General features: G+C 73.1%; 24 protein-coding genes. 9 read left to right on the top strand and 15 right to left on the bottom strand.

Features of this window, described 5'->3' with window-relative positions; all coding sequences use genetic code 11:
• Positions 1–185 precede the first annotated feature (185 nt).
• Together AB0K03_RS02725 and AB0K03_RS02720 are read left to right on the top strand one after the other, a co-directional pair.
• Complete coding sequence (locus AB0K03_RS02725; RefSeq protein ID WP_364679514.1) at positions 186–1,226, top strand: S1 family peptidase; 1,041 nt, start codon at positions 186–188, stop codon at positions 1,224–1,226.
• 106 nt (positions 1,227–1,332) lie between these two features.
• Complete coding sequence (locus tag AB0K03_RS02720; RefSeq protein ID WP_364679511.1) at positions 1,333–2,505, top strand: cytochrome P450; 1,173 nt, start codon at positions 1,333–1,335, stop codon at positions 2,503–2,505.
• 7 nt (positions 2,506–2,512) lie between these two features.
• Here AB0K03_RS02720 and bla read toward each other — a convergent pair whose 3' ends face one another.
• From bla to AB0K03_RS02705, 3 genes are all read right to left on the bottom strand, one after another.
• Entirely contained in the window at positions 2,513–3,388 is an 876-nt protein-coding gene (gene bla / locus AB0K03_RS02715; RefSeq protein ID WP_364679508.1) for a class A beta-lactamase, read from the bottom strand.
• A gap of 82 nt (positions 3,389–3,470) precedes the next feature.
• On the bottom strand, positions 3,471–6,488 hold the full coding sequence (locus tag AB0K03_RS02710) for a glycosyl hydrolase (RefSeq protein WP_364679505.1): 3,018 nt from the start codon (positions 6,486–6,488) through the stop codon (positions 3,471–3,473).
• A gap of 149 nt (positions 6,489–6,637) precedes the next feature.
• On the bottom strand, positions 6,638–7,567 hold the full coding sequence (locus tag AB0K03_RS02705) for a hypothetical protein (protein ID WP_364679502.1): 930 nt from the start codon (positions 7,565–7,567) through the stop codon (positions 6,638–6,640).
• Positions 7,568–7,669: 102 nt separating this feature from the next.
• Here AB0K03_RS02705 and AB0K03_RS02700 point away from each other — a divergent pair, with 102 nt between their 5' ends.
• Positions 7,670–8,599, top strand: a complete 930-nt coding sequence (locus tag AB0K03_RS02700; RefSeq protein ID WP_364679499.1) for a serine hydrolase — start codon at positions 7,670–7,672, stop codon at positions 8,597–8,599.
• Here AB0K03_RS02700 and AB0K03_RS02695 read toward each other — a convergent pair.
• Genes AB0K03_RS02695 through AB0K03_RS02680 form a run of 4 tightly spaced genes read right to left on the bottom strand, consistent with a single transcriptional unit; the run spans position 8,589 to position 11,272 of the window.
• Positions 8,589–9,167, bottom strand: coding sequence for a VTT domain-containing protein (locus AB0K03_RS02695; RefSeq protein ID WP_364679497.1), 579 nt, complete (start codon positions 9,165–9,167; stop codon positions 8,589–8,591). The genes AB0K03_RS02700 and AB0K03_RS02695 overlap by 11 nt on opposite strands.
• Positions 9,164–9,940 carry an MBL fold metallo-hydrolase gene (locus tag AB0K03_RS02690; protein WP_364679495.1) on the bottom strand — a complete coding sequence of 259 codons (777 nt, stop codon included), beginning with the start codon at positions 9,938–9,940 and terminating at the stop codon, positions 9,164–9,166. The genes AB0K03_RS02695 and AB0K03_RS02690 overlap by 4 nt, the downstream gene beginning before the upstream one ends.
• Positions 9,937–10,443 carry a DUF1990 domain-containing protein gene (locus AB0K03_RS02685; protein WP_364679493.1) on the bottom strand — a complete coding sequence of 169 codons (507 nt, stop codon included), beginning with the start codon at positions 10,441–10,443 and terminating at the stop codon, positions 9,937–9,939. The genes AB0K03_RS02690 and AB0K03_RS02685 overlap by 4 nt, the downstream gene beginning before the upstream one ends.
• A gap of 22 nt (positions 10,444–10,465) precedes the next feature.
• A complete protein-coding gene (locus tag AB0K03_RS02680) occupies positions 10,466–11,272 on the bottom strand; it encodes a YndJ family protein (RefSeq protein ID WP_364679491.1) in 807 nt (268 codons plus the stop codon).
• 104 nt (positions 11,273–11,376) lie between these two features.
• On the opposite strand from AB0K03_RS02680, the gene AB0K03_RS02675 reads away from it, so the two are divergent.
• The 4 genes from AB0K03_RS02675 (at position 11,377) to AB0K03_RS02660 (ending at position 15,745) form a co-directional block, all read left to right on the top strand.
• Positions 11,377–12,348: a diacylglycerol kinase family protein gene (locus AB0K03_RS02675; protein WP_364679488.1), complete on the top strand. Its 972-nt coding sequence runs from the start codon at positions 11,377–11,379 to the stop codon at positions 12,346–12,348.
• 76 nt (positions 12,349–12,424) lie between these two features.
• On the top strand, positions 12,425–13,417 hold the full coding sequence (locus AB0K03_RS02670; protein WP_364679485.1) for a YihY/virulence factor BrkB family protein: 993 nt from the start codon (positions 12,425–12,427) through the stop codon (positions 13,415–13,417).
• 41 nt (positions 13,418–13,458) lie between these two features.
• On the top strand, positions 13,459–14,973 hold the full coding sequence (locus AB0K03_RS02665; RefSeq protein WP_364679482.1) for a phosphatase PAP2 family protein: 1,515 nt from the start codon (positions 13,459–13,461) through the stop codon (positions 14,971–14,973).
• Entirely contained in the window at positions 14,963–15,745 is a 783-nt protein-coding gene (locus tag AB0K03_RS02660; protein ID WP_364679480.1) for an endonuclease/exonuclease/phosphatase family protein, read from the top strand. The genes AB0K03_RS02665 and AB0K03_RS02660 overlap by 11 nt, the downstream gene beginning before the upstream one ends.
• Here the strand turns inward: AB0K03_RS02660 and AB0K03_RS02655 are convergent, their stop codons facing one another.
• The 4 genes from AB0K03_RS02655 to AB0K03_RS02640 all read right to left on the bottom strand — a co-directional run bounded on the left by AB0K03_RS02655 (position 15,746) and on the right by AB0K03_RS02640 (position 21,565).
• Positions 15,746–17,062: a hypothetical protein gene (locus tag AB0K03_RS02655; RefSeq protein WP_364679477.1), complete on the bottom strand. Its 1,317-nt coding sequence runs from the start codon at positions 17,060–17,062 to the stop codon at positions 15,746–15,748.
• Positions 17,063–17,169: 107 nt separating this feature from the next.
• Positions 17,170–18,012 carry an alpha/beta hydrolase gene (locus AB0K03_RS02650; protein ID WP_364679474.1) on the bottom strand — a complete coding sequence of 281 codons (843 nt, stop codon included), beginning with the start codon at positions 18,010–18,012 and terminating at the stop codon, positions 17,170–17,172.
• 27 nt (positions 18,013–18,039) lie between these two features.
• Positions 18,040–19,623, bottom strand: coding sequence for a diguanylate cyclase (locus tag AB0K03_RS02645; RefSeq protein ID WP_364679471.1), 1,584 nt, complete (start codon positions 19,621–19,623; stop codon positions 18,040–18,042).
• A 130-nt stretch (positions 19,624–19,753) separates the two neighbouring features.
• The gene (locus AB0K03_RS02640) at positions 19,754–21,565 is read right to left on the bottom strand and encodes a fibronectin type III domain-containing protein (RefSeq protein WP_364679469.1); all 1,812 of its coding nucleotides are present in this window, start codon (positions 21,563–21,565) and stop codon (positions 19,754–19,756) included.
• An 86-nt stretch (positions 21,566–21,651) separates the two neighbouring features.
• Here AB0K03_RS02640 and AB0K03_RS02635 point away from each other — a divergent pair, with 86 nt between their 5' ends.
• Positions 21,652–22,548: a hypothetical protein gene (locus tag AB0K03_RS02635; protein ID WP_364679466.1), complete on the top strand. Its 897-nt coding sequence runs from the start codon at positions 21,652–21,654 to the stop codon at positions 22,546–22,548.
• A 12-nt stretch (positions 22,549–22,560) separates the two neighbouring features.
• On the opposite strand, the gene AB0K03_RS02630 is transcribed toward AB0K03_RS02635, so the two are convergent.
• The 4 genes from AB0K03_RS02630 to AB0K03_RS02615 all read right to left on the bottom strand — a co-directional run bounded on the left by AB0K03_RS02630 (position 22,561) and on the right by AB0K03_RS02615 (position 25,047).
• Positions 22,561–22,746 (bottom strand): DUF4236 domain-containing protein, encoded by a 186-nt coding sequence (locus AB0K03_RS02630; RefSeq protein WP_067503503.1) that lies wholly within the window; start codon positions 22,744–22,746, stop codon positions 22,561–22,563.
• Positions 22,747–22,917: 171 nt separating this feature from the next.
• Positions 22,918–23,373: an Rrf2 family transcriptional regulator gene (locus AB0K03_RS02625; protein WP_364679463.1), complete on the bottom strand. Its 456-nt coding sequence runs from the start codon at positions 23,371–23,373 to the stop codon at positions 22,918–22,920.
• A gap of 121 nt (positions 23,374–23,494) precedes the next feature.
• Positions 23,495–24,430 carry an AraC family transcriptional regulator gene (locus tag AB0K03_RS02620; RefSeq protein ID WP_364679460.1) on the bottom strand — a complete coding sequence of 312 codons (936 nt, stop codon included), beginning with the start codon at positions 24,428–24,430 and terminating at the stop codon, positions 23,495–23,497.
• 185 nt (positions 24,431–24,615) lie between these two features.
• Entirely contained in the window at positions 24,616–25,047 is a 432-nt protein-coding gene (locus tag AB0K03_RS02615) for an SsgA family sporulation/cell division regulator (RefSeq protein ID WP_014446635.1), read from the bottom strand.
• Positions 25,048–25,364: 317 nt separating this feature from the next.
• Between AB0K03_RS02615 and AB0K03_RS02610 the strand changes: the two genes are divergently transcribed.
• Positions 25,365–25,832, top strand: coding sequence for a TIGR02611 family protein (locus tag AB0K03_RS02610; protein WP_364679457.1), 468 nt, complete (start codon positions 25,365–25,367; stop codon positions 25,830–25,832).
• Positions 25,833–25,926: the final 94 nt, after the last annotated feature.

The following is a 25,926-nucleotide window of genomic DNA, read 5'->3' as shown; positions in this document are numbered from 1 at the left end:
GGCTGAGTGATAGCCCGGTGATATGCATGGGGCATTTGCCCAGCTCACGTGCATCTTGATCATTATCTAGGCAACCGTGCGCGGTGGCGCGAAAGCCTTGAGTTGTCATCGAATGTTCTCAATACTTCGGGTTGCACACGTACGCCGGGCTCCCGGCGTACCCCCATCCCCCACCGGAGGCCCCCGTGCGCAACCCCGGCTCCAAGCTCGGCCGACCGATCGTCGGCCTGGCCGCCGTCCTGCTGGCGGGCAGCGCGTTCGCGTCACCCGCGTCCGCCGCCCCCACCGGTCCCGCCGCCGACCCCTCGTTCGCCCCGTCCGCGCTCGCGTCCACACTCGACGCCCGGCTCGGCGACCGGACCGCCGGCTCGTACGTCGACAGCAGCGGCAAGCTCGTGGTCAACGTGACCGACGCCGCCACCGCCCAGTCCGTGACCGCCGCGGGCGCCACCCCCCGCTACGTCCAGCGCAGCGGCGCCGTGCTGGCCGCCGCCGACGCCACGCTCAAGTCGACGCTGAAGACCCCCGGCACGTCGTTCGCCGTCGACCCGATGAGCAACCAGATCCTCGTCACCGCCGACAGCACGGTGACCGGCGCGAAGCTGGCCGCGGTGAAGGCGATCGTCGCCAAGCTGGGCGACAAGGCGCGCCTGGAGTCCGTACCGGGCACCCTGAGCACCCGCCTCTCCGGCGGCGACGCGATCTACACCGGCGGAGCCCGCTGCTCGCTCGGCTTCAACGTGCGCAGCGGCAGCACGTACTACTTCCTGACCGCCGGGCACTGCACCAATATCGGCAGCACCTGGACGAACGGTTCCACGACGCTGGGCACCCGGGCCGGCACCAGCTTCCCCGGCAACGACTACGGCATCGTGCGCTACACGAACACGAGCGGGATCAGCGGCAGCGTCGGCGGGCAGGACATCACCTCCGCGGGCACGCCGGCGGTGAACTCCACGGTGTACCGCCGCGGCAGCACCACGGGCACCCATTCCGGCCGCGTCACCGCGCTCAACGCGACGGTGAACTACGCCGAGGGCTCGGTCTCCGGTCTGATCCGTACGACGGTCTGCGCCGAGCCGGGCGACTCGGGCGGCTCGCTCTACTCGGGCACCACCGCGCTGGGTCTGACCTCCGGTGGCAGCGGTAACTGTCGCTCCGGGGGCACCACCTACTTCCAGCCGGTGGTGGAGCCGCTGAGCGTGTACGGCGTCTCGGTGTTCTGACAGAGCCATCCTCCACCACAGAAAGGCCCCGGCCGCCCGCCGGGGCCTTTCTGCCGTACCGGTGCAATAAGTCGACATACGTCTATGCAGCGAGAAGAATGTCGGGATGCCTGCCGAGACCCCCGTCGACTCGCACCGCAAGATCCCGCGCGGCGAGCTCGCGCCCGGATGTCCCGTCCACGCCGACGCCGACGGTGTCTGGCACGTCCAGGACTTCGCGACCGCGCGGGCGATGCTGCGCAGCACCGAGACGCGCCAGGCCGGCTTCGGCGCGGAGAACGCCCGCAAGCTCGAGGGCCGGATGCGCATGCCCGTGCTGTACCGCGACGGGCCGGAGCATCGGGAGCACCGGCGGCAGACGGCGAAGTACTTCACGCCGCGTCGCGTCGACACCGCGTACCGATCGCTCATGGAGCGTCTCGCCGACGAGCAGTGCGCGGTGCTGCGGCGGCGGGGAGAGGCGGACCTGTCGCAGTTGTCCTTCGCCCTGGCCGTGGCGGTCGCGGGCGAGGTCATCGGCCTCACCGAGAGCGGTCCCGGGATGGCGCGCCGGCTCGATCGGTTCTTCGAGGAGAAGGCTGCCGCCAACCGGCTGGTGAAGCTCTGGAAGGAGGGCCGCTCGAACGCCAACATGGCGCTGTTCCACTGGCGGGACGTGCGCCCCGCGATCAAGGCCCGCCGGGGTGAGCGCCGCGACGACCTGATCTCGCACCTGCTCGACGAGGGCTGCACCGACGGCGAGATCCTCGGCGAGTGCGTCACCTTCGCCGCGGCCGGCATGGTGACGACCCGCGAGTTCATCACGCTCGCCGCCTGGCACCTGTTCACCGACGAGGAACTGCGCGCCGCGTACACCGGCGGTGACGAGAAGCAGCGGGTCGCCATCCTGCACGAGATCCTGCGCCTGGAGCCGGTCGTGGCCAACCTGGCCCGCCGGGCCACCGCCGACATCGCCGTGCCGGGCGCCGTGATCCCAGCCGGCGCCCAGATCGACATCGGGGTGGCCGCGGCGAACATGGATCCCGAGGCGGTGGGCGCCGATGGCGGACAGGTCTGCCCGGCCCGGCCGCTGGCCGACGGCGTGGGCGACGCCGGGCTGTCGTTCGGCGACGGTCCGCACCGCTGCCCCGGGGCGTACATCGCGATTCAGGAGACCGACATCTTCCTGACCAAGCTCTTCGCGGAGCCGGGTCTGCGGATGGTCACCCCACCGGCGGTCGGCATCCGGCCCGAGATCGCCTCGTACGAACTGACGAAGCTGCGGCTCGCCGTGGGCTGAAGCCGGGTCAGAGCCGTCCGAGCGAACGCGCCAGCACGGTCGCGGTCTCCGCGATCAGCGCATTCTCGTACGCGGCGTCCGCGGCCAGCTTGTTCGTGTAGACGGCCATGATCAGCGGCGCTCCGGCCGGCGGCTGGACGAGCGCGAGGTCGTTCGCCGGCCCGTACGCGTCCCCCGACCCGGTCTTGTCCCCGACCGTCCAGTCCGGCGGCAAGCCGGCGCGGATGCGCAGGCCGCCGGTGGTGTTCGCGCGCAGCCAGGCGATCAGCTGCGCCCGGTCGCCGGGGTGCAGCGCGGTGCCGAGCGTGAGCGTGCGCAGGTCCCGTCCCACGGCCTCGGGCGTGGTCGTGTCGCGCACCTCGGTGGGCGACCAGAGGTTGAGGTCGGTTTCGTACCGGTCCAGGCGGGTGACCGGGTCGCCGAGGCCGCGGACGTAGCGGGTGAGCCCGGCCGGGCCGCCGATCCGGTCCAGGATCAGGTTCCCCGCGGTGTTGTCGCTGTACGTGATCGCCGCCCGGCACAGCTCGGCGACGGTCATGCCGTCCTCGACGTGCTGCTCGGTGATCGGCGAGTAGGAGACGAGGTCGTCGGCGCTGTAGTGGATGACCCGGTCCAGCAGGCCGGGTTCGCAGTGCCGGGCGCGGTCGAGCACCGCCGCGGAGGCGAGCACCTTGAACGTCGACAGCAGCGGGAACCGTTCGCTCGCCCGGTGCCGGACGACGCGGCCGTTGCCGGTGTCGACGGCGTAGGCGCCGATCCTCGCCGCGTACTTCCGTTCCAGGTCGGACAGCCCGGACGCGGCGCGCGCCGCGCCGGGGAGCAGGAGCAGGGCGGCCGCCGAGGCGCCGCCGGTGATCAAGGTTCGCCGGGTGAAGTCAGCCATGGCCCGACCCTGCCGGTTTGTCCGTTAAGCGCATGTGAAACGGCGGCCCCCCGGGCACGGAGGGCCGCCGTTCGCGCAACCGTCAGGCCGCGGTCCAGAGCGCGGGCACGTTCGGCGGCTCCCAGCCCGCCAGCGACGTGTGCGCCTGCAGGCAGCGGTAGCGGGCGCCGTTGTAGGTGACGACCGTGCCGACCGCGTACGCCGTTCCGGCCGTCCACGCCGTGCCGCTGGGCGCCGTCGTGGTGGGTGGCGGCGTGCTGCCGCCGCAGGCGCCGTACACCTTGAACTCCCAGAGCGAATAGCCGTAGGGGGTGCCGCGCTCGGTTCCGTTCACCCTGACATACCGGGCACTGCCCGAGACCGCGACGGTACGGGTGCCCGCCGCGCCGTCCGATACCGTGGCCGCCGTGGTCCACGTGTTCCCGTCGGCGCTGGTCTGGATCTGGTACGTCTTGCCGTACGCGGCCTCCCAGTTCAGTTCCACCCGGCCGAGCGCCTGGGCGGAGCCGAGGTCGACCCGCAGCCACTGCGGATCGGCGAAGGCGCTCGACCAGCGGGTGGCGGTGTCGCCGTCCACGGCGAGGTTCGCCGGGTAGCCGGCCTCGACGCTGGACGCGGTGGCCGGCTTGCCCTGGGAGAGCAGCGGGCCGGTCGTGCACGCGGGTGGCGTGGTGGGCGGTGTCGTCGGGGGAGTGGTCGGCGGGGTGGTCGTGGGCGGCGTCGTGATGGTGCCGCCGCCGGTCGCGTTGCCGCCGCTCCACGAGACGGCGCCGGTCGCGACCGTCTTGCCGGCCGGGACGTTGACCGTACGGCCGTCGGAGAACGTCACGGTCAGTGCGGCGTTGGTGATGTTCGACGCGACGTACGTCTTCGCGCCGTTCTTCGAGAACACCTTGGCGAGCGGGTGGTTGGCCGTCACACCGGTGTCCACCTGGCCCAGCGCGGCCAGGTTACGGATCCAGTGGAAGGTGTGCGCCTTGCTCTCGCCCTCCTCGGACGTGTACGAGCTGTTCGCGCGGAACTTCGCCAGGGCGGCGTCCGGGTCGCCGAGGGCCAGGTACTGCCAGAGCATGTCGCGCCAGACGGTCGGCTCGCCGCCGTTGTTGCGGACCAGTTCGGCGTACGTGTCGCGTACGGCCTGCGGGTAGTCGCCGAGGTACAGCTGGCCGCCGGTCATCGGCAGCATGTTGATGCCGACCACCATCGCGTGCTCGCCGGAGAACCAGGTCGCGTACGCGCCGCCGGACCCCCACACGATCGCGGTGTAGTTGTGCCCCCACGTCGACGGGAAGTTCTCGTTGCGGACGTCGAACCAGTACTCGTTGATGGCCGCCGCCTGCGTGGTGTGCAGCCAGATGCCGGCGTCGCGGACGGCGTTGTTACCGGTGGCCTGGCCCCACTGGATGAGCGCGTTGGCGAAGTTCTGACCCTCCGACGACGACTCCTGGTTGTTGCCCGCGCCGAACGCGCCGTGCCCGGAGGCCCAGTCGTGGCCCTCGTAGATGTCGAAGTCACGCAGGTACGGGAACCGGGTGTCGGAGCGGTCGTAGTTGTTGGCGTCCCGGATGAGCAGGTCGACCATGCCGCCGTACCGGCCGTTCGCGGCCCAGGCCGGGTCGAACTTCGCCAGGGTCGCGGCGGCGGCCACGAAGTAGCCGTAGTGGAAGTGGTGGTCGTTGAGGTCCTCGTCGGATGCGTACGACGCGGGGTAGCCGATCAGCGTGCCCCAGTTCTTGTCGTAGTAGAACAGCCGCGAGGTCTTGCCCGGGGACGCGGTGAACCAGTCGGTGAGCCGGGTACGGATGACGTTGAGCGCCGAGTCGCGTACGGCGGTGAGGTTCAGCTGGTCGGCGATCTCCGCGATCCGGGCGGCGCGGCCGAGGCCCTTGCCCGTCCAGTACGTGTCGTCGCCGCGGAAGTCCGCCGGGTTGTTCAGCTCGTTGGTGAGGAACGTCGTGACCTGGCTGAGGTCCGCGCCACTGGAGTCGGCGACCGCGGGGATCTCGGGCAGCACGCCCGTGTACTTCATCGAGGTGCTGAACGACGTACCCGTGACGATCTTCATCGCCCCGCGGGGCGAGACGTACGTGCGCGAAAGCGGGCTCGCGCCGGTGAGGTAGCGCCACTGGTGCGGGAAGAGCGCGATGACCGTGCCCGAGCCGCTGCCCTCGCGCGCGGTGGTGGTGAACGAGTACGTGGTGTTCACCGTGCCCGCCGCCTGGTTGTACGCGTACGCGAGGCGGGTGCCGGTGACGTGGTTGTGCGCGTACTGGCCGAAGGTGTCGGCGAGGGCGACCTTGTCGGCGGTGCTCGCGCTCGACAGCGTGGGCAGCACCGCGACGGAGAAGTAGCCCTTGCCGGCGAGCGAGGAGCGGATCGTGCTCCCGCTGACCGTCCACGTCGAACCGGCCGGGCCGTACGCGACGTAGTCGTGGCCGCCGATCGAGAAGCCGATCCGGTTGCCGCTGTTCTGCCAGGCGGTCGGCGGCCCGGTGATGGTCAGCAGCGCGTCGCCGCCGGTCACCTGGTAGTACGACATCGGCAGGCCGTGGCCGATCGTCGCCTTCATCGTGCGCGCGCCGTCGCTCCAGGACGGGGTGACGGTCCAGTCGCTCCAGCCGTCCACGAGCGCCCGCGACGCGTTCAGGCCGGCCACGCCGACGACGACGTGCTGCGCGTACGGGTAGTGGTATTCACCCAGGCCGGTACCGCTGCCGCTGATCGCCGGGTCCGTCTGGTACGACAGCCCGAGCCCGCTCGCCACCGGCCGGTACGCGGCCGGCCCGGCGAACAGTGGCTGGGAGAAGTTGCAGTCGTCGCCCTTCTTGAACAGCAGCGACGACCACCAGTCGTTGGTGGGCACCGGGCCGGCGGGCGCGTTCGGGGTGAGGTACTGCCGCGGGTTCGTCGACAGGGAGCCGCAGCCGGTGGGCAGTTTCGCGCCGGCCGGGAGGGCCTCGGTGTAGCTGCCGGCGCCGACGGTGGCGGCATCGGCGGTGCCTCCGACGGTCACGGCGAGGATGCCGCCACCGAGGGCGACGAGGGCGGCGGTGGCCAGGCCGGCGAGGCGGCGCCGGCGGTGGGTGAGCGGGGATGTCATGGTGCGGTGCCTCCGGTGGGGACTCGGGGGTCGCCTGAGTCGCGGCGGGGAGGTCCGCGACGGGTGAGAGCGCTCTCACGGTCCGGTGAGGCTAACCGTCACACCATGTTTCGTCAATGTTTACATCTGTGAATAGGAGCAGGTCAGGCTTATCGGCGCGCGTCGGGCAGGTTCTCCTCCGCGACCCGCTCCTCGCCGCGGCGGCGGAACATCTTCAGCCCCGGCAGCCCGGCGATCGCCAGGTGCAGGTCGTTCGTGACCTCCAGCAGCTTGTGCAGGTCCGGCCCGACCTGGTCGAGCTTGCTCAGCAGCGGCAGCACGTCCGCGGTCAGGTGCTCGCGCAGCCGCGGCAGCTCGTCGATCATCCTGATCGCCGCGGTGACCTCCTCGGGCGTCAGCTCCTGCACGAACCGGGCCGCCAGCGGGGCCGCGCGGCGCAGCGTGGGCGCGTACCCCTCGAGCAGCTCCAACGCCTCGGCCGACGTGCCCCGCGCCTGCTCGACCACGCCGGCGGCCGCACCGGTTATCGCGCCGGCCTCGTCCACGATCGCCGCTGCGCCCTCCACCGCGAGCGCCGCCGCGGCCAGGATGACCCTGACCTCGCGCACGCTGTCGGCGGCCTGCCCGGCGGTCGCATCCACCCGCGCGACCAGCTCCTGGGCATCGCCGACCGTGCCGGCCGTGCGGGCCACCAGCTCCTGAGCGTCGTCCACGGTGCCGGCCGTGCGGGCCACCAGCTCCTCGGCGTCGCCGATCGTGCCGTCGGCGCGGGCCACAAGCGCGCCCGCCGCCGTCGCGGTGCCGTCGACCCGGCCCATCAGCGTCTCGGCGCCACCGACGGCCCCGTCGACCCGGCCGATGAGGCTCTCCGCGGCGCCGACCGCGCGCTCGACCCGGTCGATCAGCGCCTCGGCGCGCTCGGCCAGCACGGTGATCCGGCCGACCATGAGCTCGGTCTGGCCGAGCAACCCCAGCATGCGGACCGGCACGGTCGCCACGGTCACCGCCGTCCCCACCGCCTGACCGATCGCGGAACGAGTGAACTCGACAAGGGTCGTGGGCGAGGGCAGCAGAGCCATGCCGTTCATTGTGCCCCCGAAAAGCGATTACGAACCGTACTGGTGATCATGCTCAGGGTCGACCGGTTTGGGATCACGGGCGAAGCGCGGCACTATGCATGGGTGCGACGTACCCGGCTTCTGATCTTCGCATTGGCGGCGGTGGTCATCGTGGGCGGTGGCGCCCTCATCGGCCTAGGCATGAAGGACGACAGCGGCGGTGGCGGAGGTGGCCTCCTGCCCAGCTCGCTCACGTTCGGAGACGACCCGAAGCCGACCGCGTCCCCGACCCCGACGGGACCCAGCCCCGAGGAGCTGGCCGCGGCGAAACGCGCCGAGCGGGCCCGCAAGCTCGACGCTGCGCTGAAGAAGTACGCCGCCACCGCCCCCGAGTTCTCCGTCGCGGTCGTCGACCAGAAGACCGGCCAGCGCTACTCGTACCGCGGCTCGGAGAAGTACGACACCGCCAGCATCGTGAAGGCCCAGATCCTCGCCTGCATGCTGCTGCAGGCCCAGGACGCCGGCCGCAAGCCCACGTCCGGCGAGATGAGCCTGGCCAAGCCGATGATCCGGCTCAGCGACAACACCGCGACGACGTCGCTCTTCCAGCACCTCGGCGGCCGCAGCGCCGTCACCAAGTGCAACAAGCGCCTGGGACTGAAGAGCACGGTCGTCAACACCGCCTGGGGCCTGACCAAGACGACGGTCAACGACCAGGTGAAGCTGCTCGCGGCGCTGGTCGACGAGAAGGGACCGCTCGACTCCCAGTCGCGCAAGACGGCGTACACGCTGATGAGCACGGTCGACGACGCGCAGGACTGGGGCGTGCCGTCGGTCGCCCAGGAGGGCGAGACGGCCACGGTCAAGAACGGCTGGGACACCCGTACGGCGGACGGCGGCCTCTGGGTCATCAACACGATCGGGCGGGTCGCCTCGGACGGGGACACGGACGTGCTGATCGCTGTGCTCTCCCACAACAACCAGTCGATGCCGGCGGGCATCAAGCTGGTCGAGAAGGTCGCCAAGATGACGAGGCAATACCTCAAGTACTGAGGCGCTCCGCGCGGGCGGCCCGCCGCTTGTTCACCAGGCTCACCACCTGCGTGACGATCACGACCAGCACCACCGCCGCGATCACGCCCTCCCACGGCTCGGGGAAGATCGACCCCCCGGCCACCCCGATCCCCGCGTACACCGCCGACCACAGCGCGCACGCCGGCAGGTTGGCGACCACGAAGGTGCGCCAGCTCAGGCCGAGGAAGGCCGCCGCGAGCAGGACCGGCACGCGGCCTCCCGGCAGCAGGCGGGAGACCAGCAGGACCGGGATCTGGCTGCGCTGCAGGCGGTCCTTCACCGCGCCGAGACGTTCTTCGTCGCGGAGCCAGCGGAGGCGGCGGGCGAGTTGTTCGCCGCCGGCTCGGCACATGGCGTACATGACGAGGTCGCCCGCGTAGGCGCCGGCCGCGCCCGCCGCGATGACCAGGACGATCAGCAGCGGGTGGTCGTGGAAGGCGAGGGCCGCCGCGCCGCTGACCGCGGCGCCGGTGGGGACGATCGGGACGATCGCGCCGAAGGCCACCACGGTGAAGAGCCAGGCCAGGGCCCCGAGCTCGGAGATCACGCGGCCGGCTCGATCGTCAGGGTCTCGCCGTGGGCCAGGACCCGGACCTCGGTGTCGGGTGCGGCCATGGCGGCCCGGCGGGCGAACTCGGCGCCCGGCTCGGCGAACATGTGCGGCCGGACCCGGGACAGGCCGACCGGCCAGAACGTGCCGTAGTGCACCGGGACCGCCCAGGAGGCCTTGACCCGGCGCAGCGCCTCGGCGCCGCCGGCCGCGTCGAGGTGGCCGTGCGCGTGCAGGGTGGGTCCCCAGCCGCCGACCGGGATCAGGGCGAGGTCGAGCGGGCCGAGTTCCGCCATCGCGTCGAACAGGCCGGTGTCGCCGCCGTACCAGGTGCGGGTCGTGCCCTCGACGACGAAGCCCATCGCGACGGCGCGCAGCTTGGACCACGGGCCCCGGCCGCCGTCGTGCATGGCCGGGACGGCCCGGACCGTCACGTCGCCGATCCGTGTCTCCTCGCCGGGCACCAGTTCGACGCAGCGGTCACCGTACGCGCGGCCCAAGCCCTTCGCCACGAACGAGGCAGCGCCGCGCGGGACGACGTACAGGGGTTCGCCGGGCAGCGCCTTGAGCGACGGGAGGTGGAAGTGGTCGGCGTGCAGGTGCGACAGCAGCACCGCGTCGGGCCTGCCGGGCAGCGCGGGTGTGGGTCCGGCCATCCGGCGCAGGTGGGCCAGCCGGTCGGTGAGCAGCGGGTCGGTGAGCAGCGAGACGCCCGAGTCGGTCAGCCACATGGTGCTGTGCCCCCACCACGTGACGCTCGTATCGCTCACGGATCCACCGTACGTGACCGCGCACAGAGCCGGCGCAGGGCTCGGCCGCAGAGCCGCGCGTACAGGTGCTGGGCGAGGACCGCGAACGGGCCGCCCAGCCGCATCAGCGGTCGCGCGGGCCGGCTGAAGGCCGTGACGGAGAACCACACCTTGCCGTCGGCGTCGCGTTCCACCGTGAACGCCTCCTCGCCGGTGGCCTGGTGGCCGGGGAGCGTGCCGTACCCGAATCCGGCCCGGTCGGGGTCCTCGGCGACCCACACCACCTCGCAGGGCGCGGTCACCGGGCCGAGTCCGACCTTGACCCGTACGCCGGGAGCAGCGCGCTGCGCGTCACTGCTGATCCGTGCGCCGGTCGCGCGGTGCATGCGGAACGTCAGGATGGCGTCGGCCGCGCAGTCGAAGACGTCGCGTCCCAGGTACGTGCGGTAGTGCAGGTGCCGGTAGCCGGGCGGCAGCGGCTCGTGCCGTGTCGCGCCGACCTCGGTGTAGGTGTAACCCGTCATCGATGATCCCTTCGCTGTGCTCTCACAGTTCCCCGGCGCGGCGCCAGCCCACCATGCCGCAGAGGGCGAATCCCAGGGCGTTCGCCACCCCGTGAGTCGCTGCCATCCAGGCGAGCGACGGGTGCGGCAGGCCGGTCGCCTCGCCGAGCGCCCAGCTGACCGCGAGCACCATCGACGCGGCGAGCACCAGCGCGGAGCCGGCGAGCAGGGCGGCGGTGAGCCGGTCGGCGGCGGTGGTGCGGGCGTACTGCCAGGTCAGCCAGCCGACGGTCCACATGCCGGCGGTCAGCACCAGCGCGCCGGCCAGCTCCACCCACTCGGCGGTGAAGTAGCCGAGCAGGACCAGCAGCGTGCCGGCGGGCACGGTCAGCGCCGCCACGTCGGCCGGGCGGCCCGGCACGGCCCGGGTGAGCAGGCCCGCGATCAGCGCCGCGGCGAACCCGGCGAAGTGGAAGTGCGCCACGGTCAGCGCGAGCACGCCCAGGTCGAAGCCGAACAGGTGGTAGCCGCTGCGCTCGGCGACCAGCGCGCTCGCCGCGATCGCCGGGCCGGCCAGGGCGGTCAGCACCGCGGCCTCGGCGGGCCACTCGCGGCGGGGGCGGGCCGGTCTGCTCATCGCGTACGCGCACAGCACGGCCGCCGCGATCGCGTAGACCGTGGCGAGCCCCGTGGCGAGCGTCCCGCGCGGCAGCCACAGGCTCAGCGCACCGGCCACGGCGCCGACCGGCCAGACCCGGCGCGCCACGGCGGCGGCCGGGTCGGCGAGCAGCCGCAACCCGGCCGGCACGACGACGAGCATGCCCACCGCGACGAGGAGGTTGATCAGCACCCGCATGGCTCCCCCAGTCATTTGAACGTGTTCAAGTCGCGCCGCCACTGTAACCCGTCCGTGCCCGGGTCGCCGATGCGCGGTGCGTCCGGCACACTGACGCCGTGACCGGACCCCGCTCAGCTGTCGTCGTGAACCCCGTCAAGGTCCCCGACCTTGACCTGCTGCGCCGCACCATCGTCGAAGGGCTGGCCCAGGCCGGATGGCCCGAGCCGATGTGGCTGGAGACCACCCCGCAGGACTCCGGCAAGGGGCAGGCCGAGAAGGCGATCAAGGATGGGGCCGAGCTGGTCTTCGTCTCCGGCGGCGACGGCACGGTCATGGCCGTCATCAGCGCCCTCGCCGGCACGGACGTCGCCCTCGCGGTGCTGCCCGCGGGCACCGGCAACCTGCTCGCGGCGAATCTCGGGCTCAGCGCCGACCCGGCGGTCGGCGTGCAGGTGGCCCTCGACGGCGGCCGCCGCCGCATCGACGTGGGCGTCGTCGGCCGGCAGTGCTTCGCCGTGATGGCCGGCATGGGGTTCGACGCGCAGATGCTCGAGGGCACGTCGGAGACGGCGAAGAAGCACATCGGCTGGGTCGCGTACGTGGGCGGCGCCCTCAAGCACCTGCGGGACCGGCCGATGCCCGTGCGCATCTCGCTGGACGGCAAGCCCCCGCTGCGGCGCCGGGTCCGCACGGTCATCGTCGGCAACGTCGGCCGGCTGCAGGGCGGCGTACGGCTGCTCAGCGAGGCCGACCCGGCCGACGGCAAGCTGGACGTCGCGATCCTGAGCCCCAACAACCTCGCCCACTGGGCGGCGCTGGGCTGGGCGGTCATGCGCCGGCGCGACCGGGTGCCGCGGATGGAGACGTACACCGCCGAGCGCGTCGAGATCCGCAGCAACCGTCCGCAGCCGCGGCAACTCGACGGGGACCTCATCGATCCGGGCAAGAGCATGACGATCGGGGTGCGGCACCGCGCGCTGCTGCTGTGCGTGCCGCAACCCGACGGCGACCCCGACCTCGCGTACGACAGCAGCGCCGCCGAGAGGGCTGCCGAGGAGGTGCGCGCCGCGGCCGAGGAGGCCAAATGAGGGAGCTTGCCGACGGAATCATCAGGCTCAGTGCCCTCGTGCCTCATGGTCTCGGGGAGCGAAGCGAGGCGAGGCCATGAGCAGCACCTCGCCCGTACCCGAGACGAAGATGATGCCGGGGGATGAGCTCTCGGCGGACGACGCGTTCCTCGCGCTGCGGCACTACGGCCGGTGGCACCTGCTGCGGGACGCGTTCGTGCGGTTCCGGTACGGCGACGGCTTCAGCCACTCCCGCGCGCTCGCCCTGCAGCTGTGCCTCGCGATCGTGCCGTTCATGATCGCGCTGTCCGGCCTCGCCACCGATCTCGGCGTCGAGGAGGGCGGCCAGGTCGTCGCCGACACGGTCCTCGCGCTCACCCCGGGCGCCAGCGAGCCGCTGGTCCGCGACCTGCTGCAGGACGACGAGCGTACGGAGGACGCCGGCGAGCTCGCTCTCGTGCTGGGTCTGCTCACCGGCCTGGTCGCGCTGACCACCGCGATGGCGCAGATCGAGCGGGGTGCCAACCGCATCTACGGCGTCGAGCGCGACCGCAGCGCCCTGGCCAAGTACACGCGCGCCGCCGTGCTGGCCATCGTCGCCGGTCTGCCCGCGCTCTTCGGCTTCCTGCTGCTGGTGGCCGGGCACGCCACCGGCGACTCCATCGCGCGGCAGTCCGGCTGGGGCGACGGCGTCCATCGCGCCTGGGACATCGTCCGGTGGCCGCTGAGCCTCGGACTGATCGTCTTCGCCGTCGGCCTGTTGTTCCGGCACGCGCCCCGGCGGCGCCAGCCCGGGCTCACCTGGCTGCTCTTCGGGGCCGCCCTGTCCACCGTGCTCTGGTGGGTGGCCAGTCTGCTGCTCGCCGGATACGTGCTGATCAGCGACGGTTTCGGGGCCACGTACGGTCCGCTCACCGCCATGATGGCGCTGCTGCTGTGGGCCAACCTCACCGGCATCGCACTGTTCCTCGGCCTCGCCTTCGCGGCCCAGCTGGAGGCCCAGCGGGTCGGCGTCACCCGGCCGGCGCTGCAGGACCGCTGGGAACCCGGCACGGGCGACACCGGTGTGGTGAAACAGCGCACGGGGTAAGAGCGGGCGCACCACCCCCGCGACACCCAGGAGCACGTGACATGGTCACCGAGCAGCAGGACAGGACGGCCACCGCCGAGCCGGTGCGCTGGAGACCGCTGACCCACTTCGCCGAGCGCAGCGTGCTCGGCCTGCTCGCCGTCGTGGCCCTGGGCCTCGGCTTCGGCGTCCTGCTGCTGCTCGTCCGGTTCAATTGGGGACCCCTCGAGCGCATCGACCACGGCGTCGCCGAGGGCCTGAACCGGCTCGTGTCGCCGCATCCGCCGGTGGTCAAGGTGCTCGAGGGTGTCGCCCGCCTCGGCGGCCGGCCGGTCATGCTGTGGCTGGTCACCATCGCCGTGGTGGCGCTGCTCATCCGCAAGCGGTTCCGGCTCGCGGCGTACCTGGTCGTCACCGGGGTCGGGGCGCTGCTGCTGGACCCGTCGCTCAAGGCGCTGGTCGCGCGGGTCCGCCCGGTCGTGGACGTGCCGGTCACCCACGCCCCGGGCAACAGCTTCCCGAGCGGGCACGCCCTCGGCTCGATGATCGTGTACGGGGCCCTGCTGCTCGTCTTCCTCCCGGCCGTCTCGGCGCGTCACCGCAAGTGGTTCATCACCGTGATCGCGGTGATCGTGGCGGCGATCGGGCTGACCCGCATCGCGCTGGGCGTGCACTACGTGTCGGACGTGCTCGCCGGCTGGCTGCTCGGCGCGGCGTGGCTGGGCGTCACCGCGTACGCCTTCCTCCTCTGGCGCCGCGAGACCGGCCGCCCGGTGGCGCCGCTCGAGGACGGCCTCGAGCCGGAGGCCGCGGCCGACGTGCGGCCGGGCGACCCCCACGAGCGCCTGCTCCCGCACCCGTGGACCGGCGCGATGCAGATCCTGGTCGGCTGGGCGTTCGTGTTCGGCGTGCTGTACGTCCTCGGCTGGGCGCTGACGAACCACACCGAGGGCACCTGGATCCAGCACGTGGACGACGGCGTGCCGCGCTGGCTGCAGACGTTCCGGACGTCCACCTGGGACGACGTCAGCTACGCCTGGAGCAAGGCCGGCGACACCCACGCCATCCTCATCGTCTCGCTGGTCTTCTGCCCGATCGTGCTCGCGGTCTGGCGGCAGTGGCGGATGGTGCTCTACGTGGTGCTGGCGATGTTCGGCGAGCTCACCCTGTTCCTGTGCACGGCCGCCGCCGTGGGCCGGCCCCGCCCGCCGGTCGAGCACCTCGACGGCAAGCTGCCGACGTCCTCGTTCCCGTCCGGGCACATCGCCGCGACCATGTGCCTGTACGTGGCCATCGCGGTGCTGCTGGTCCCGCGGCTGCGGGCGTACTGGTGGCGGTGGGTCTTCGTGGTCCTCGCGGTCGTCATGCCGCTGGGCGTGGCGGTGTCGCGGATGTACCGCGGCATGCACCACCCGAGCGACATGCTGGGCGCGGCGCTGCTGACCGCGGGCTGGCTCACGATCCTGTACTTCACGATCCGCCCCAACGTGACCTTGACCCGTCCCGCGACCCGGCCGGACGTGGAGCTCACCGCCGGCGCCGAGCGGCCGAAGGTGGCAGCGGGCCGTGACGCTTAGCCTGCTCACCTGGAACATCAAGACCGGGGGCGGTGGCGGCCGGCTCGACGGGATCGTGGCGCTGCTGGCCCGGCGCCGTCCGGACGTCGTCGCGCTGCAGGAGCTGCGTGACTTCCAGCGGCACGACGGGCAGCGCATGCGGGAGGTGGCCGCCGCGCTGGGCATGGAGCCGTTCCTCGCGCCGTCGGTCTTCGGCCAGCCCGTCGCGGTGCTGGTCCGGCCGCCGCTGACCATCGCGGGCCGGTCGGCCGTACGCTGGCGCCTGCACCATGCCGCGGCGGCCGTCACCGTGCCCACCGGCGCCGGCCCGCTCACGGTGGTGAGCACGCACCTGAATCCGTTCCGGGCGTACCGGCGGCTTCGGGAGGCCCGCTGGCTGGCTCACCGCTACCGCGGCCCGCTCACGGTGATCACCGGTGACCTGAACTCGCTGGACCCGCACACCGCGCACAGCGAGCGCCTCGCCCGGCTCCCCGCGCTCTACCGGCGCCGCCACCTGGGCCGGGACGGCCGGCCGGACACCCGCGCGATCGCGGCCTTCGCCGAGGCGGGTTTCGTCGACCTGTGGCGCTCGGCCGGGTCGGGGGACGGGCTCACCGTGCCGACGACGCGGGGCGGGGGACACGAGTTCTCCAACGCCGGCATGCGCCTGGACTACCTGCTGGCCCGCCCGGAGCTCGCGTCCCGGGCCCGTGACGCCCGCGTCGTCCGCGGCGACGAGGCCGAATGGGCGTCCGACCACTACCCGCTCCGGGTGGAGCTGGATCTGTGACTACCGGCCGGTTCCGGCCAGCACAGCCGGCAGCCCGGGGGAGCAGCGCACGGCGGCGGTGTGCAGCGCCTCCACCCGGCGCCGCTGCTCACGCTCCGGGAGCGCGACCAGGGTCCGCCACGTCTCGAGGACCCTGCGCGCGTTGTCACCGTCCACCGGTGGCTCCGTGCCCAGCAGCCAGTATGCGGCCGCGGTCCTCGCCGCGGCGTCCGCCAGCTCGCCGGGCCCGTACCCCCGGTCTGGGCAGCCACCAGCCAGCCCGGCGGCCACGAGCTCGGCGGACAGGGTGCTCGCGTCGAAGTACGCCAGCGAGGTGTAGAACGTGGCGGTCGCCGGGTCGGGACGCTCCTGGTTGAACGGGCTGCCGGAGTGGTCGATGCCCTCCCGGACCTCGGTCGGCGTGCCGGGGAGCCGGCCGAGCGCCCGCAGCGCGTCCCGTGCCGGTCCGACCACCTCCGGCAGCAACGCGGCGTGTGCCCGCCGCACGCAGACCCGCGGCATGCCGTCGGCGCACACGAACCGGGTGGCGCGGGCGTCCGTGACGTACGGGGTCATGACGAAGCCGGACGGCACCAGCGCCACCCCGGCCGCCAGGCCGAGCAGCGCAGGCACCGTGGCGAGCATCCGCCCTCGCCGCTGCCGCGCCCCCAGCAGCAGAAGCGCGGAGGCGGCCAGCGCGGCCATCCAGGTCGCCTGTGCGGCGCTCACCGCCCCTGGCACACCGGCGAAATCGGAGGACTGCGGCAGCGCCGGCACCGCGAGCACGCTCAGGGGCGCGAGCGCGTCGCTCCGCACCGCCGAGGGTGCGCAGAACACCATGACGAGCAGACCGGCGACGGCCACGCCGGGCGGGGTCAGGCGCGACGGCAGGTACCGCCCGGCCGCCATGCCGAGCCAGGCGGCCGCGATGAGCGACAGCGGCCCGACGGCCACGACGCCGAGTGCGCGTGGGTCGAAGTAGGCCGGACCGCTCAGCACGGGAGGCAGCGCGGCCGCGGTGGTGAGCAGCGAGGCGGTGGTGACGGCGAGTGCCAGGGCGGTGGCGGACGCGGCAGCGCGGTGCCACGGCGGCCGGGGCGTGCCGGCGAAGAGCTCGCCCACGTCGCTGCGCCGGTCGCGCCCGGCCTGCCAGGCGCCGAGGGCCAGGGCGAGCGGCCACAGGAAGTTGAGCGAGCCGCGCTGGACCGTGGCCAGCTGCGGCCACCGCCCGGACCATCCGTCGCTGCCGGAGATTCCGTACATGAACGCGACGCCGAGGAGGAACAGCGCCGCCGCGACGGTGCCGGCGGTGGAGCGGCGCAGCTCGATGCCGAGCACGCGGCCCGTGCCTGTGCCGGCGCGCGGGCGGGAAGGCTGGTTCGCTGTCACACCGGGTAAGACGACGCCTCTTCTGCTCGGGGACGCCGACAGTGGTGTGTCCTGGGTCACATGGCGCTGGAGCGCGCCGTTGATGAGCACGGTCGACAGGACCGGCAGCGCGCCGCACTCGCCGGGACCGCGAGGTGTGCGGCGATCGCGTCCGCGGCGGCGGGTCCGGCGGTGGTCAGCGCGTTGTGGGCCGCCCCGGGCAGGGTCACCGAGACCCCGCCGGTGAGCTGCGCGACCCGGGTACGCCACGACAGCGGTGCGACCGTGTCCCGGTCGCCGCCCAGCACGAGGGTCGGCGCGGACACCCGGCGCAGGTCGTCCTCGACCCGGTTGCGGACCGAGTGCCCGATCGTCGCCCACACCCGCCGGGGCCGCGCGTCGTACACGTCCCGGGACAGGATCAGGGCCTGCCCCTTGACCTCCACCGGCAGGTCGGCGAACCAGCGGCCGACGAGCCGGGTCCTCGTACGCGCCGCGGGATCGGCCGTCGGGCTGGCCAGCACCAGCGAGGCCACGGCGTCCGGCCGCAGACCGGCCAGCGCGGCGGCCACCTCGGCGCCGAACGAATGCCCCAGCACGGCCACGCGGTCCAGCCGGTGTGCGTCCAGCCACGCCGAGACGAAGGCGGCATGCTCGGCCACGTCGTACGCGTGGCCGGGTTTGCCGCTCAGCCCGAAGCCGGGCAGGTCCGGCACGAGCACCGGGTGCCGGTCGGCGAGGGCGTCGGCGGTCGGCATCAGGTAGCGGTGCGACACCGCCAGGCCGTGCAGCATCACGACCGGCAGGGCGTCCACCGGCCGGGCGCGGACCCGTTCATGGGTACGGACGCCGGCCACCGTCGACCAGCGGCTGACCCAGCCGTGGTACGGGCGTGGCGCGGAGAGAGCCAGACGGAGCATGCCCACTGGTACCCCGTCCGGAGCGGCTCAGACGTCGCGGACGACCCGGTCCCGGCCCTCGCGCTTGGCCACGTACAGGTTGCGGTCCGCCAGCGACAGCAGGGACGACGGGGTGCCCCGGCCGTCGGTGGAGGTCGTGACGCCGATGCTGGTCGTGACCGGCAGGGTGCCGGTGATCGGCCCCCAGGGGTACGCGCGGATCCGCAGCCGCAGCCGCTCGCAGCGCTCCGCCGCCTCCGCCGGTCCGATCCCCGGCATGATCAGGAGGAACTCCTCGCCGCCCATCCGCGCGGCGATCATCGGGCCGGTCACCGCCTCCAGCAGCAGCTCGGCGATGTGCTGCAGCACGGTGTCGCCCGTGCTGTGCGAGAGTGTGTCGTTGATCCGCTTGAAGTGGTCCAGGTCCAGGATCGCCAGTGACATCGGCGTACGCCGCACCACCGCCTCGCCCAGCAGCGCGGGCAGCCGCTCGTTGACGTACCGCCGGTTGTAGAGGCCGGTCAGGGCGTCGCGGTGGGCCATCTCGCGGAAGTGCTCGCTGGCCCGGCGCGCCTCGGTCGCCTCGAACACCGCCTGCAGCGCCCGCGCCCGGGCCTCCCGCTGCGCCGAGTGCAGGGCCGTCGTCGCCTTGTGGAACGCGCGGTGCTCCTCGTACGCCTGCTCGAACCGGCCCGTGGCGGCGTACACGGCGGCCTGCTCCTTGCGGGCCTGGGCGCGTACCCGGTCGAGGCCGCGCTCCTCGGCCATCACGACGGCCCGGTCCAGGGCCTCCTGCGCCGCCTCCGGGCGGCCGTCCAGCCGGCGCGCCTCAGCGAGGGTGAGCAGGCACACGGCCGGCGCGTCACCCTCGTGCGCCTCGACCTTCGACTGGCCGTCGTCGAGCATGACGTGCAACGTCTCCTCGACCACGTCGTAGTGGCCGCTCATCATCTCGATGCGGGCGATCGTGTCCAGCTCCAGCGCGGTGAAGTTGCGCGGGCTGCGCGCCTGCACCTGCCGCATCTGCGCGACCAGCGCCCGGGCACCGGCCTCGTCGTCGTTCTCGAAGGCCGTGTACGCCATGTTGTTGAGGATGTTCAGGCTCAGCTCGAGGTCGCCGATCTCGGTGGCGATGGCCAGCGCCTCCCGGAACCGGCGGTCGCCCTCCGCGATGGAGCCGCTCTCGTCGAGCGCCACCGCCAGCGTCATGAGGTGCCGGGCGCGCACGTTCAGCGGCTCGTCGTGGGTCAGGTGCGAGTAGCACTGCACCGCGTGGGTGAGTCCCTCGGACAGGTCGCCGACCTGCCGGTAGAAGATCGACAGCACCCGGTGCGTACGCGCCAGCAGGAACGGGTGCTCCTGCTCCTGGGCCCAGGCGAGGACCTGATGCGCCCAGCGCCCGCCGCGCTCCGACCGGCCCTCCCGGACGAGCACGTGGGCGCGCAACAGCCGGGCCCGCATGGCGAGATCGTCCAGGCCGAGCGCGGCAGCACGCCGCTCGACGGTCGCGGCGGGCACGGCGGTGGACCGCAACTTCGACTGCGGCCGCGCCTCGAGCTCCGTCAGGGTCGCCTCGAGCTGCGCGCGTTCGTCCGCGACCACGGCCGTCACAGGTGCCGCCTCCGTCGTCACAGACCCGCCTTCCCCCGTCAGGACCTCCGGTGAGGCCCTCGGCATCCCTTCCCGATCGGACGGCGCCGGTGAAGCCTGAGGTGTCAGCCGGGTGCAGGTCGGTTGCCGGAGATCATCCACGCTCGGCGCGTCACCTGCGGTCGGTGCAGATCGGCCGGCTCGCGGCCACTTTGTCGACCGTGTAGACGACGGCCACGGAGAAGCAGTAGTTGTTCTGCTCGTTGAGGCCGTACACGACGTAGTCGGTGGTCCCCGCGGGCAACTGCTGGAACGCCCGCTGCTCCTGCCCGGCACGGCCGCCGGAGATCAGCACCGGCCCCTCGGAGCCCTTCGGATACCGCCATGTCAACGCCACGCTGTCGCGCCGGTCCCGCAGCCGTACGTCCACCGGCGCGATCGGATTCACCGTGCCGGACGGGCCGGGAGTCGCCGCGCCGGACGGCGGGGGAGCGGCGGGAGCGGTCGTGGCGGCCGCGCTGACCGGCGGCGCCGCCGTGCTCGGACCGGCGTCGTCGCCGCGGGGCAGGGTCACCGCCACGATCGCGGCCGCGGCCGCGACCCCGGCGACGAGCACGGTCGCCAGGATGAAGGGCATCCGGTTCGAGGGCTCGTCCGCCGGGTCCACCGGTACGGGCAACCGCTCCGCGACCTTGGCGCTCGCCCGGTCGACGGGCAGCCGCGGACCGGGCGGGTACACGCCCGGAGCGGTCGCGGCCGGCGGGAACGAGTCCGGCGGGTACGGCCCCGGCGGCACGACGCCCGGTCCCGCCGAGGGCGGCGCGGCGACCGGTCCTCGCAGGGGCGGCACGACGGCCGGTCCCGCCGGGGGCGGCGCGGTGGCCGGTCCGGCCGGGGGCGGCTCGGCATGGTCGTGGACCGCGGCCAGCGCCTGGGCCACGTGGCCGTGCGCCGGCCACTGCCGCGGCGGAGTCCCGGCCGGCTCTGCCGGGGTGAGCGGCGGCGCCGGCGACGTGAGGGGGAGGGGTATCGGCGGTTCCGCGACCGCATGGCGGCCGGTGGGCTCGCCCGGCGGCGGAGGCTCCGGCAGCACCGGGTGCACACCCGGGATCGTCGCCGGCATCCTGCTGATCCCCGGTGCCCGGCCGCCGGCCACCGGGCCGTCCGGCGCCGGGGTGCTCGACGCCGGGCGGAAGATCGGCTCGGGCGCGGGCAGGCCCGGCGCGCCCTGCGCCGTCGCCGGACCGGCAGCGGGATCGGCGAGCGGGCCGGTCGACCGTTGCACCCGGCCGCAGACGTGGCGTCCGGCGGGCGGCGCGCCGGCGAGGCGGGCAACCTGCTGGGCCAGCGAGTGGTCGGCGGGCAGATGCCGCGCGCAGAGCTCCTGGGCCAGGGCCAGGTGTTCGTTGCCCTGCGCGACGCGGGCGCACTCGCGCTCCATCGCGCCGAGGCGGGCGAGCATCTTGATACCGGGGGCGGACGCGTCGCCGTACGCCTCCCGGTAGCGGGTCCACGCGTCGGCGAGGCGGGCGCGTGCGGCGGTGCAGTAGCCGGCGGCGTGCTCGGAAGTCGCCAGATCCGCCTCCGCGGCCAGCACGCGGGGCGACAGTGGACCCTCGAGGGCGGTCAGCTCACCGACCAGGTCGTGGTACAGCTGCGCGGCCCGGCCGTGATTGCCGACCCGGTGCAGCACGGCGGCGTGGGTGGCGGCGGCCGCGATGGTCCGCTCGTCGCGGGGCCCGTGCAGGCGTTCCTCGGCCGCGTGCGCGAAGCCGGCCCAGGTGCGCGCCGCGTGGGCGTCGCCCAGGGCGATGAGGATGCGGGCCTGCAGGGCGGCGGCGAGCGCGAGGTCGGGCGAGGCGCGGTGGGGGTCGATGTCGGCCGGATCCAGCGCGCCGGCGAGCACGGCCCGGGCGCCGGCGAGGTCGCCCTCGGCCGTCAACGTCTGCGCCTGGGCGGTCAGTTCGGCGAGCGGAAGGGGCACGTGGCCCATAGTGTCTGCTCGGCGACGTTAGGTACAAGTCCTGTGGCGCGTACCTGTTGTGCCCCGCGACACGGTACAACTCGGATATGAGCGCCGACAGCGTCGCCGACGTCAAACGCGAGATCCTCGTCCGTCACCTCGAGGCCTGGGCCCCGGCGGCCCTGCACCGGGCCCGCCGGGCCACCTACGCCCACGGGTACGCCGACCTGTCAGCCGCCCTCGCCGAGGCGGCCGCCCGGGTCTTCACCGAACAGTCCGACCTGGTCAGAGGGCGGGAGCTGACGATGGTGGCGGTCGGCGCGGACCTGACCGAGGTGGACGCCCGGCTGAAGGCGCTGCCCGCCGGGGCGGGACTCACCGTCCACACGGTCGCCGGCGGCACGCAGGAGCGGCTCGGCGTCGCGCTGCGGGCGGCCGGTGCTGCGCGCGTACCGTTGCTCGGTTTTCTGGACGCCGGCGAACCGCCCGGCGCGACCGTCCTGGAGGCGCTGGCGACCGGCAAGCCGGCGGAGGTTCTCATCGTGCTGCCGCCGGCATCGCCGGTGCCGGCGATGCGCGCGGCGCTGCGGGAAGCGGGCTTCCCGCTGGCGGCGGCGGTGGAACTGGCCGCATCGGACGACCCCGGCGAGATCCTCGTGTACGCGACGACGCTCGGCAAAAGCCTCGAGGCCTTCAAGGATCTGCTGTGGGCGGTCGACGAGTACGCGGGCGTGCGGTACCGCGACCCCGGCGACCCGGAACGGCACCTGATCGACATCTCGCTCACCCCGCACCCCGGCCCGCTCCGGCGCGAGCTGCTCGCCCGGCTCGGCGAGGCCGGCGAGGCGACGGTCACGGAGCTGCGGACGTACGCGCTGACGGAGACGGTCTACCGGGCGGCGGATGCGACGCGGGTGCTGCATGCGCTCCTGGACGCCGGGGCGGTGACCCGGCGTCCGGAGCAGGGGCGTCTCGGCGGGGACGTGGTGATCGCCCCGGCCTGATGGGCGGCGCCGTCAGGAGCGCGAGCTGGACTTGTCCTGCTTCCACGACAGCGGGCCGGGCAGATCGACGCGGTGCGCCTTCGCCTTCGAGTTCCAGGACCAGCGGCCGATCTTGATGGTCCAGGACGACAGGCCCCGCTGCGTGAAGTTCAGGATCAGCGGGCCGAACTTCTTGCGGCTGCGGTATTGGATACCCATCGGGGAAGTCCTTCCGTGGAATCGTCAGGTGATCCACAGATTCCCGATGACCGATTTCCCGAAACGCGTCCCGTGCCAGCCTGCGCCCCGCGCTTCTGTCCCGCGCCTTGCGCCTTTTGTCTCGGGCCCGGCCGTCGCCGGGATCGGCGGCCGCGGCGCTGCCCGGCTTCGTCAGCGGGGCTGCCAGGCGTCCGGGCGGGTCGTGAGCTTGCGGACGTGCGCGGGCAGCCGGCCGCTGATCAGGTCCGCGAGGCTCACCTCGTCGACCACCTCGCGCACCGCGGCCCGTACGGCGACCCACAGGTTGGGCAGGTTCTCCGCCGCGCCCGTGTACTGGGTCTCCTCCGGCCGCAGCCCGCGCACCCCGGCGAGCGGGCCGTCGACCGCCCGCAGGATCTGGCCGATCGTCACGTCGCGGGGTGACTGTGACAGCGTGTAGCCGCCCTCCGCGCCGCGCTGCGCCCGGACCACCCCGGCACGGCGCAGATCGGCCAGGACCGCCTCGAGGAACTTCCTCGGCATGTTCTGGTCCTGGGCGATGGCCTGGGCGGACATCAGGGCCGGGTACGTCTGGGCAAGGCTCAGCGCCGCCCGTACCGCGTAATCGCCGCGCGCGGAGATCTGCACCCGACCATCATGCCCCTTCCGTACGCGTGCCCCTCCTCCACCCCGGGAATCGGGGGTATTCGGGCATCGCCGGAGCGTCGGTGCGTGACCGGCGGTTCACTCTTTCGTGACGCGGCTCGGTTCAGTCGGCCGCGCCGCGCTGCATCGGCACCCGGCGGCCGTTCCCCGCCTCCGTGTCCCGGCCGGAGCCGGACGGGGCCTCGGCCGACCCGAGCCCGGCCCGGAACGCGCCCGGGCTCACCCCGACCTCCCGGTGGAAGAAGCGCCCGAAGTTCGTCGGCTCGCCGAAGCCGAGCCGCCGGCCGATCTCCGCCACCGACAGCGTCGTGCACGCCAGCAGCCGCCGGGCCTCCAGGGCCACGCGGTCGTCGACGACCTGCTTCGCCGTACGCCCGGTGATGGCCAGGCTCGCCCGGGTCAGCGTCCGGACCGAGCAGCCGATCCGGGCGGCGTAGTCCTCGACGCGACGGCTGCGCGGGTGGCCCGTCTCCAGGTCGCGGCGGAAGCGGGCGAACGTGCGGGCCTCGGACGTCGACGCGTCGGCCGTGCCGGCGTCCCCGGTCAGCAGGGCGATGCGCAGTAGCACGACGGCGAGCTGGTGCCGCAGCAGGCCCGCCGCGACCGGCCCGGACGTGTGCCGGGCGCAGTCGACGCCGAGCTGCGCCACCTCGGTGATGACCGCGTCCTCGTCCTCGCCGGCCAGCTGCCAGCGGGCCGGGCCCGGGAGGTCGTCCACGGGCACGCCGGTGATCTCCGCCGCCGGCAGCACGTCGCGGCTCCACGTGATCAGGGTGGCGTCCAGCCCGGGCTCGGCGCCGAAGCGGACCGCCTGCCCGGGGCGTACCCAGAGGAGGGTGCCCGGACGGCAGGCGTGGGCGGCGAAATCGATCTCGACGGTGCCCTGCCCGGCCGTGGTCAGCGCGAGCAGGTGGTACGGGAGCCGGCGCGGCGCCGGGTCGCCGGCGGCGAGATCGGTCTCGGACAGCGTGAAGGTGCCCACCCCGGCCCAGAGCGGGGCCGGCGCGGAGCGCGCGCGGGTTCGTCCGGAGGCGACCATCGAGGCGACCGTATCCGGCCGTGACCAGCGATGCACGTGGGAGTCCACGAGACGGCGGATATCCGGCAGACAGTCGGGAAATCGGGCATGGAAACGGACAAAAAAGACGACTATTGCGTACGCAAAAAGCGACCCGTGCGGACCGGCAGTGTCCGCACGGGTCGCCCCGGAATTGCGTGTTGTCGCTATCGACCGGCGAGCAGCCGGTTGACCGCAGCGTCCACGTCCAGGTGATCGGACTCCCGGCCCCGCGGAACCACCACATAGGTGCGCCGCAGGAACCGGACGAGAACGCTGCGCGGCACTTCGAACAGCGCGTTGCCGTCGGGTGACGACAACGCCAGGGCGACGAAGTCGCCCCGCGGCGTGGCCCACGGCCACACCCGGACGTCTCCGATCCCTGCAGGCTCGTCGAGCCCGGTCACGAGAAGTTCCCGCGCGAAGGACCAGCTCACGGCTTCCCCACCGGCTGATTCTGCGTGGAACAACACGTGGACCGCGTACGGGTCGGCTGGGTCGTACCGCAGGCTGGCACGCACGGGCAGGGCCGTGGCGTCAGGCGCTACGAGCCGCAGCGAGGTTTCGACCTCGACGGTCGTTGGACGAATGGTACTCATGGACGAACTCCCCCCGGCACCGCTGCGAGGCTGGTGAACCCCGCGTTTCCCATACTCAGGTGATCCCTGTCATTACGCTCCGCCATACGCTGATCTCACCCAGTAGTGGGAAGACGGTTCCGATAAGCTCTCCGGACGAGCCGTAAAACGGTATCTTGTCCTGTTCTGCCCAAGTACTCGGTTCCGCCCGGCGTCGGGTGGTCCAGCAGTTGACTCACTCCGGTAACGTCCATTCCTCCCGGGTAGTGACGGGGGAGCGGAACACTAGGGGATGAAATGACCGGGAGCCCGCGATCTTTGCCGTGAAAGTGAACGAGATGTCCCAATCCGACCCCGTGACCGAATCGCCCGCCGACGGTCACGCACCCGCAGGGTCGTCCGCGGACCACGCCGGCGGCCCCCGCATGTTCCGGGGCGTCCTCGACCGCGCCCGCGCCAACCCCACCGGCCGCCTCGCCCTGCGCATCGGCATCGGCGCCCTCGGCGCCGTCGTGGTGGCCGTCGGCATCGTGCTCATCCCGTTCCCCGGCCCCGGCTGGGCCATCGTCATCCTCGGCCTGGCCATCTGGGCGGTCGAGTTCGTCTGGGCCCGCCACCTGCTCCAGTTCACCAAGCGCCACGTCCAGTCCTGGACCCGCTGGGTGCTCAAGCAGTCCCTGCCGGTACGCGCGGTGATCGGCCTCGCCGGCTTCGTCTTCATCTGCGGCGTGGTCTGGCTCTCGGTCAAGCTCACGATGGGCGTCAACCTGGCCACCGAGATCCGCGACTTCGTCGCCGGCCCCTGACGCGCTCGGCTTCCGGGTGGGCGGGCGCCCGCCGGCTCCGGCCGGGCCGGCGCTTGGCCGGATCTTGCCGGGCGGCCGCTGACCGGCCTTCGGG

The sequence above is a fragment of the Actinoplanes sp. NPDC049316 genome, from assembly GCF_040677315.1.
Classification (GTDB): Bacteria; Actinomycetota; Actinomycetes; order Mycobacteriales; family Micromonosporaceae; genus Actinoplanes.
This window is presented reverse-complemented; position numbering and strand designations above follow the sequence as displayed.

Coding starts and splice junctions, on each gene's coding strand:
- AB0K03_RS02670 (WP_364679485.1), top strand. CDS start 12,425: ATGAGCAGCACCTCGCCCGTACCCGAGACGAAGATGATGCCGGGGGAT.
- AB0K03_RS02635 (WP_364679466.1), top strand. CDS start 21,652: ATGAGCGCCGACAGCGTCGCCGACGTCAAACGCGAGATCCTCGTCCGT.
- AB0K03_RS02620 (WP_364679460.1), bottom strand. CDS start 24,430: ATGGTCGCCTCCGGACGAACCCGCGCGCGCTCCGCGCCGGCCCCGCTC.
- bla (WP_364679508.1), bottom strand. CDS start 3,388: ATGGCTGACTTCACCCGGCGAACCTTGATCACCGGCGGCGCCTCGGCG.
- AB0K03_RS02705 (WP_364679502.1), bottom strand. CDS start 7,567: ATGGCTCTGCTGCCCTCGCCCACGACCCTTGTCGAGTTCACTCGTTCC.
- AB0K03_RS02720 (WP_364679511.1), top strand. CDS start 1,333: ATGCCTGCCGAGACCCCCGTCGACTCGCACCGCAAGATCCCGCGCGGC.
- AB0K03_RS02610 (WP_364679457.1), top strand. CDS start 25,365: ATGTCCCAATCCGACCCCGTGACCGAATCGCCCGCCGACGGTCACGCA.
- AB0K03_RS02615 (WP_014446635.1), bottom strand. CDS start 25,047: ATGAGTACCATTCGTCCAACGACCGTCGAGGTCGAAACCTCGCTGCGG.
- AB0K03_RS02685 (WP_364679493.1), bottom strand. CDS start 10,443: ATGACGGGTTACACCTACACCGAGGTCGGCGCGACACGGCACGAGCCG.
- AB0K03_RS02650 (WP_364679474.1), bottom strand. CDS start 18,012: ATGCTCCGTCTGGCTCTCTCCGCGCCACGCCCGTACCACGGCTGGGTC.
- AB0K03_RS02630 (WP_067503503.1), bottom strand. CDS start 22,746: ATGGGTATCCAATACCGCAGCCGCAAGAAGTTCGGCCCGCTGATCCTG.
- AB0K03_RS02665 (WP_364679482.1), top strand. CDS start 13,459: ATGGTCACCGAGCAGCAGGACAGGACGGCCACCGCCGAGCCGGTGCGC.
- AB0K03_RS02710 (WP_364679505.1), bottom strand. CDS start 6,488: ATGACATCCCCGCTCACCCACCGCCGGCGCCGCCTCGCCGGCCTGGCC.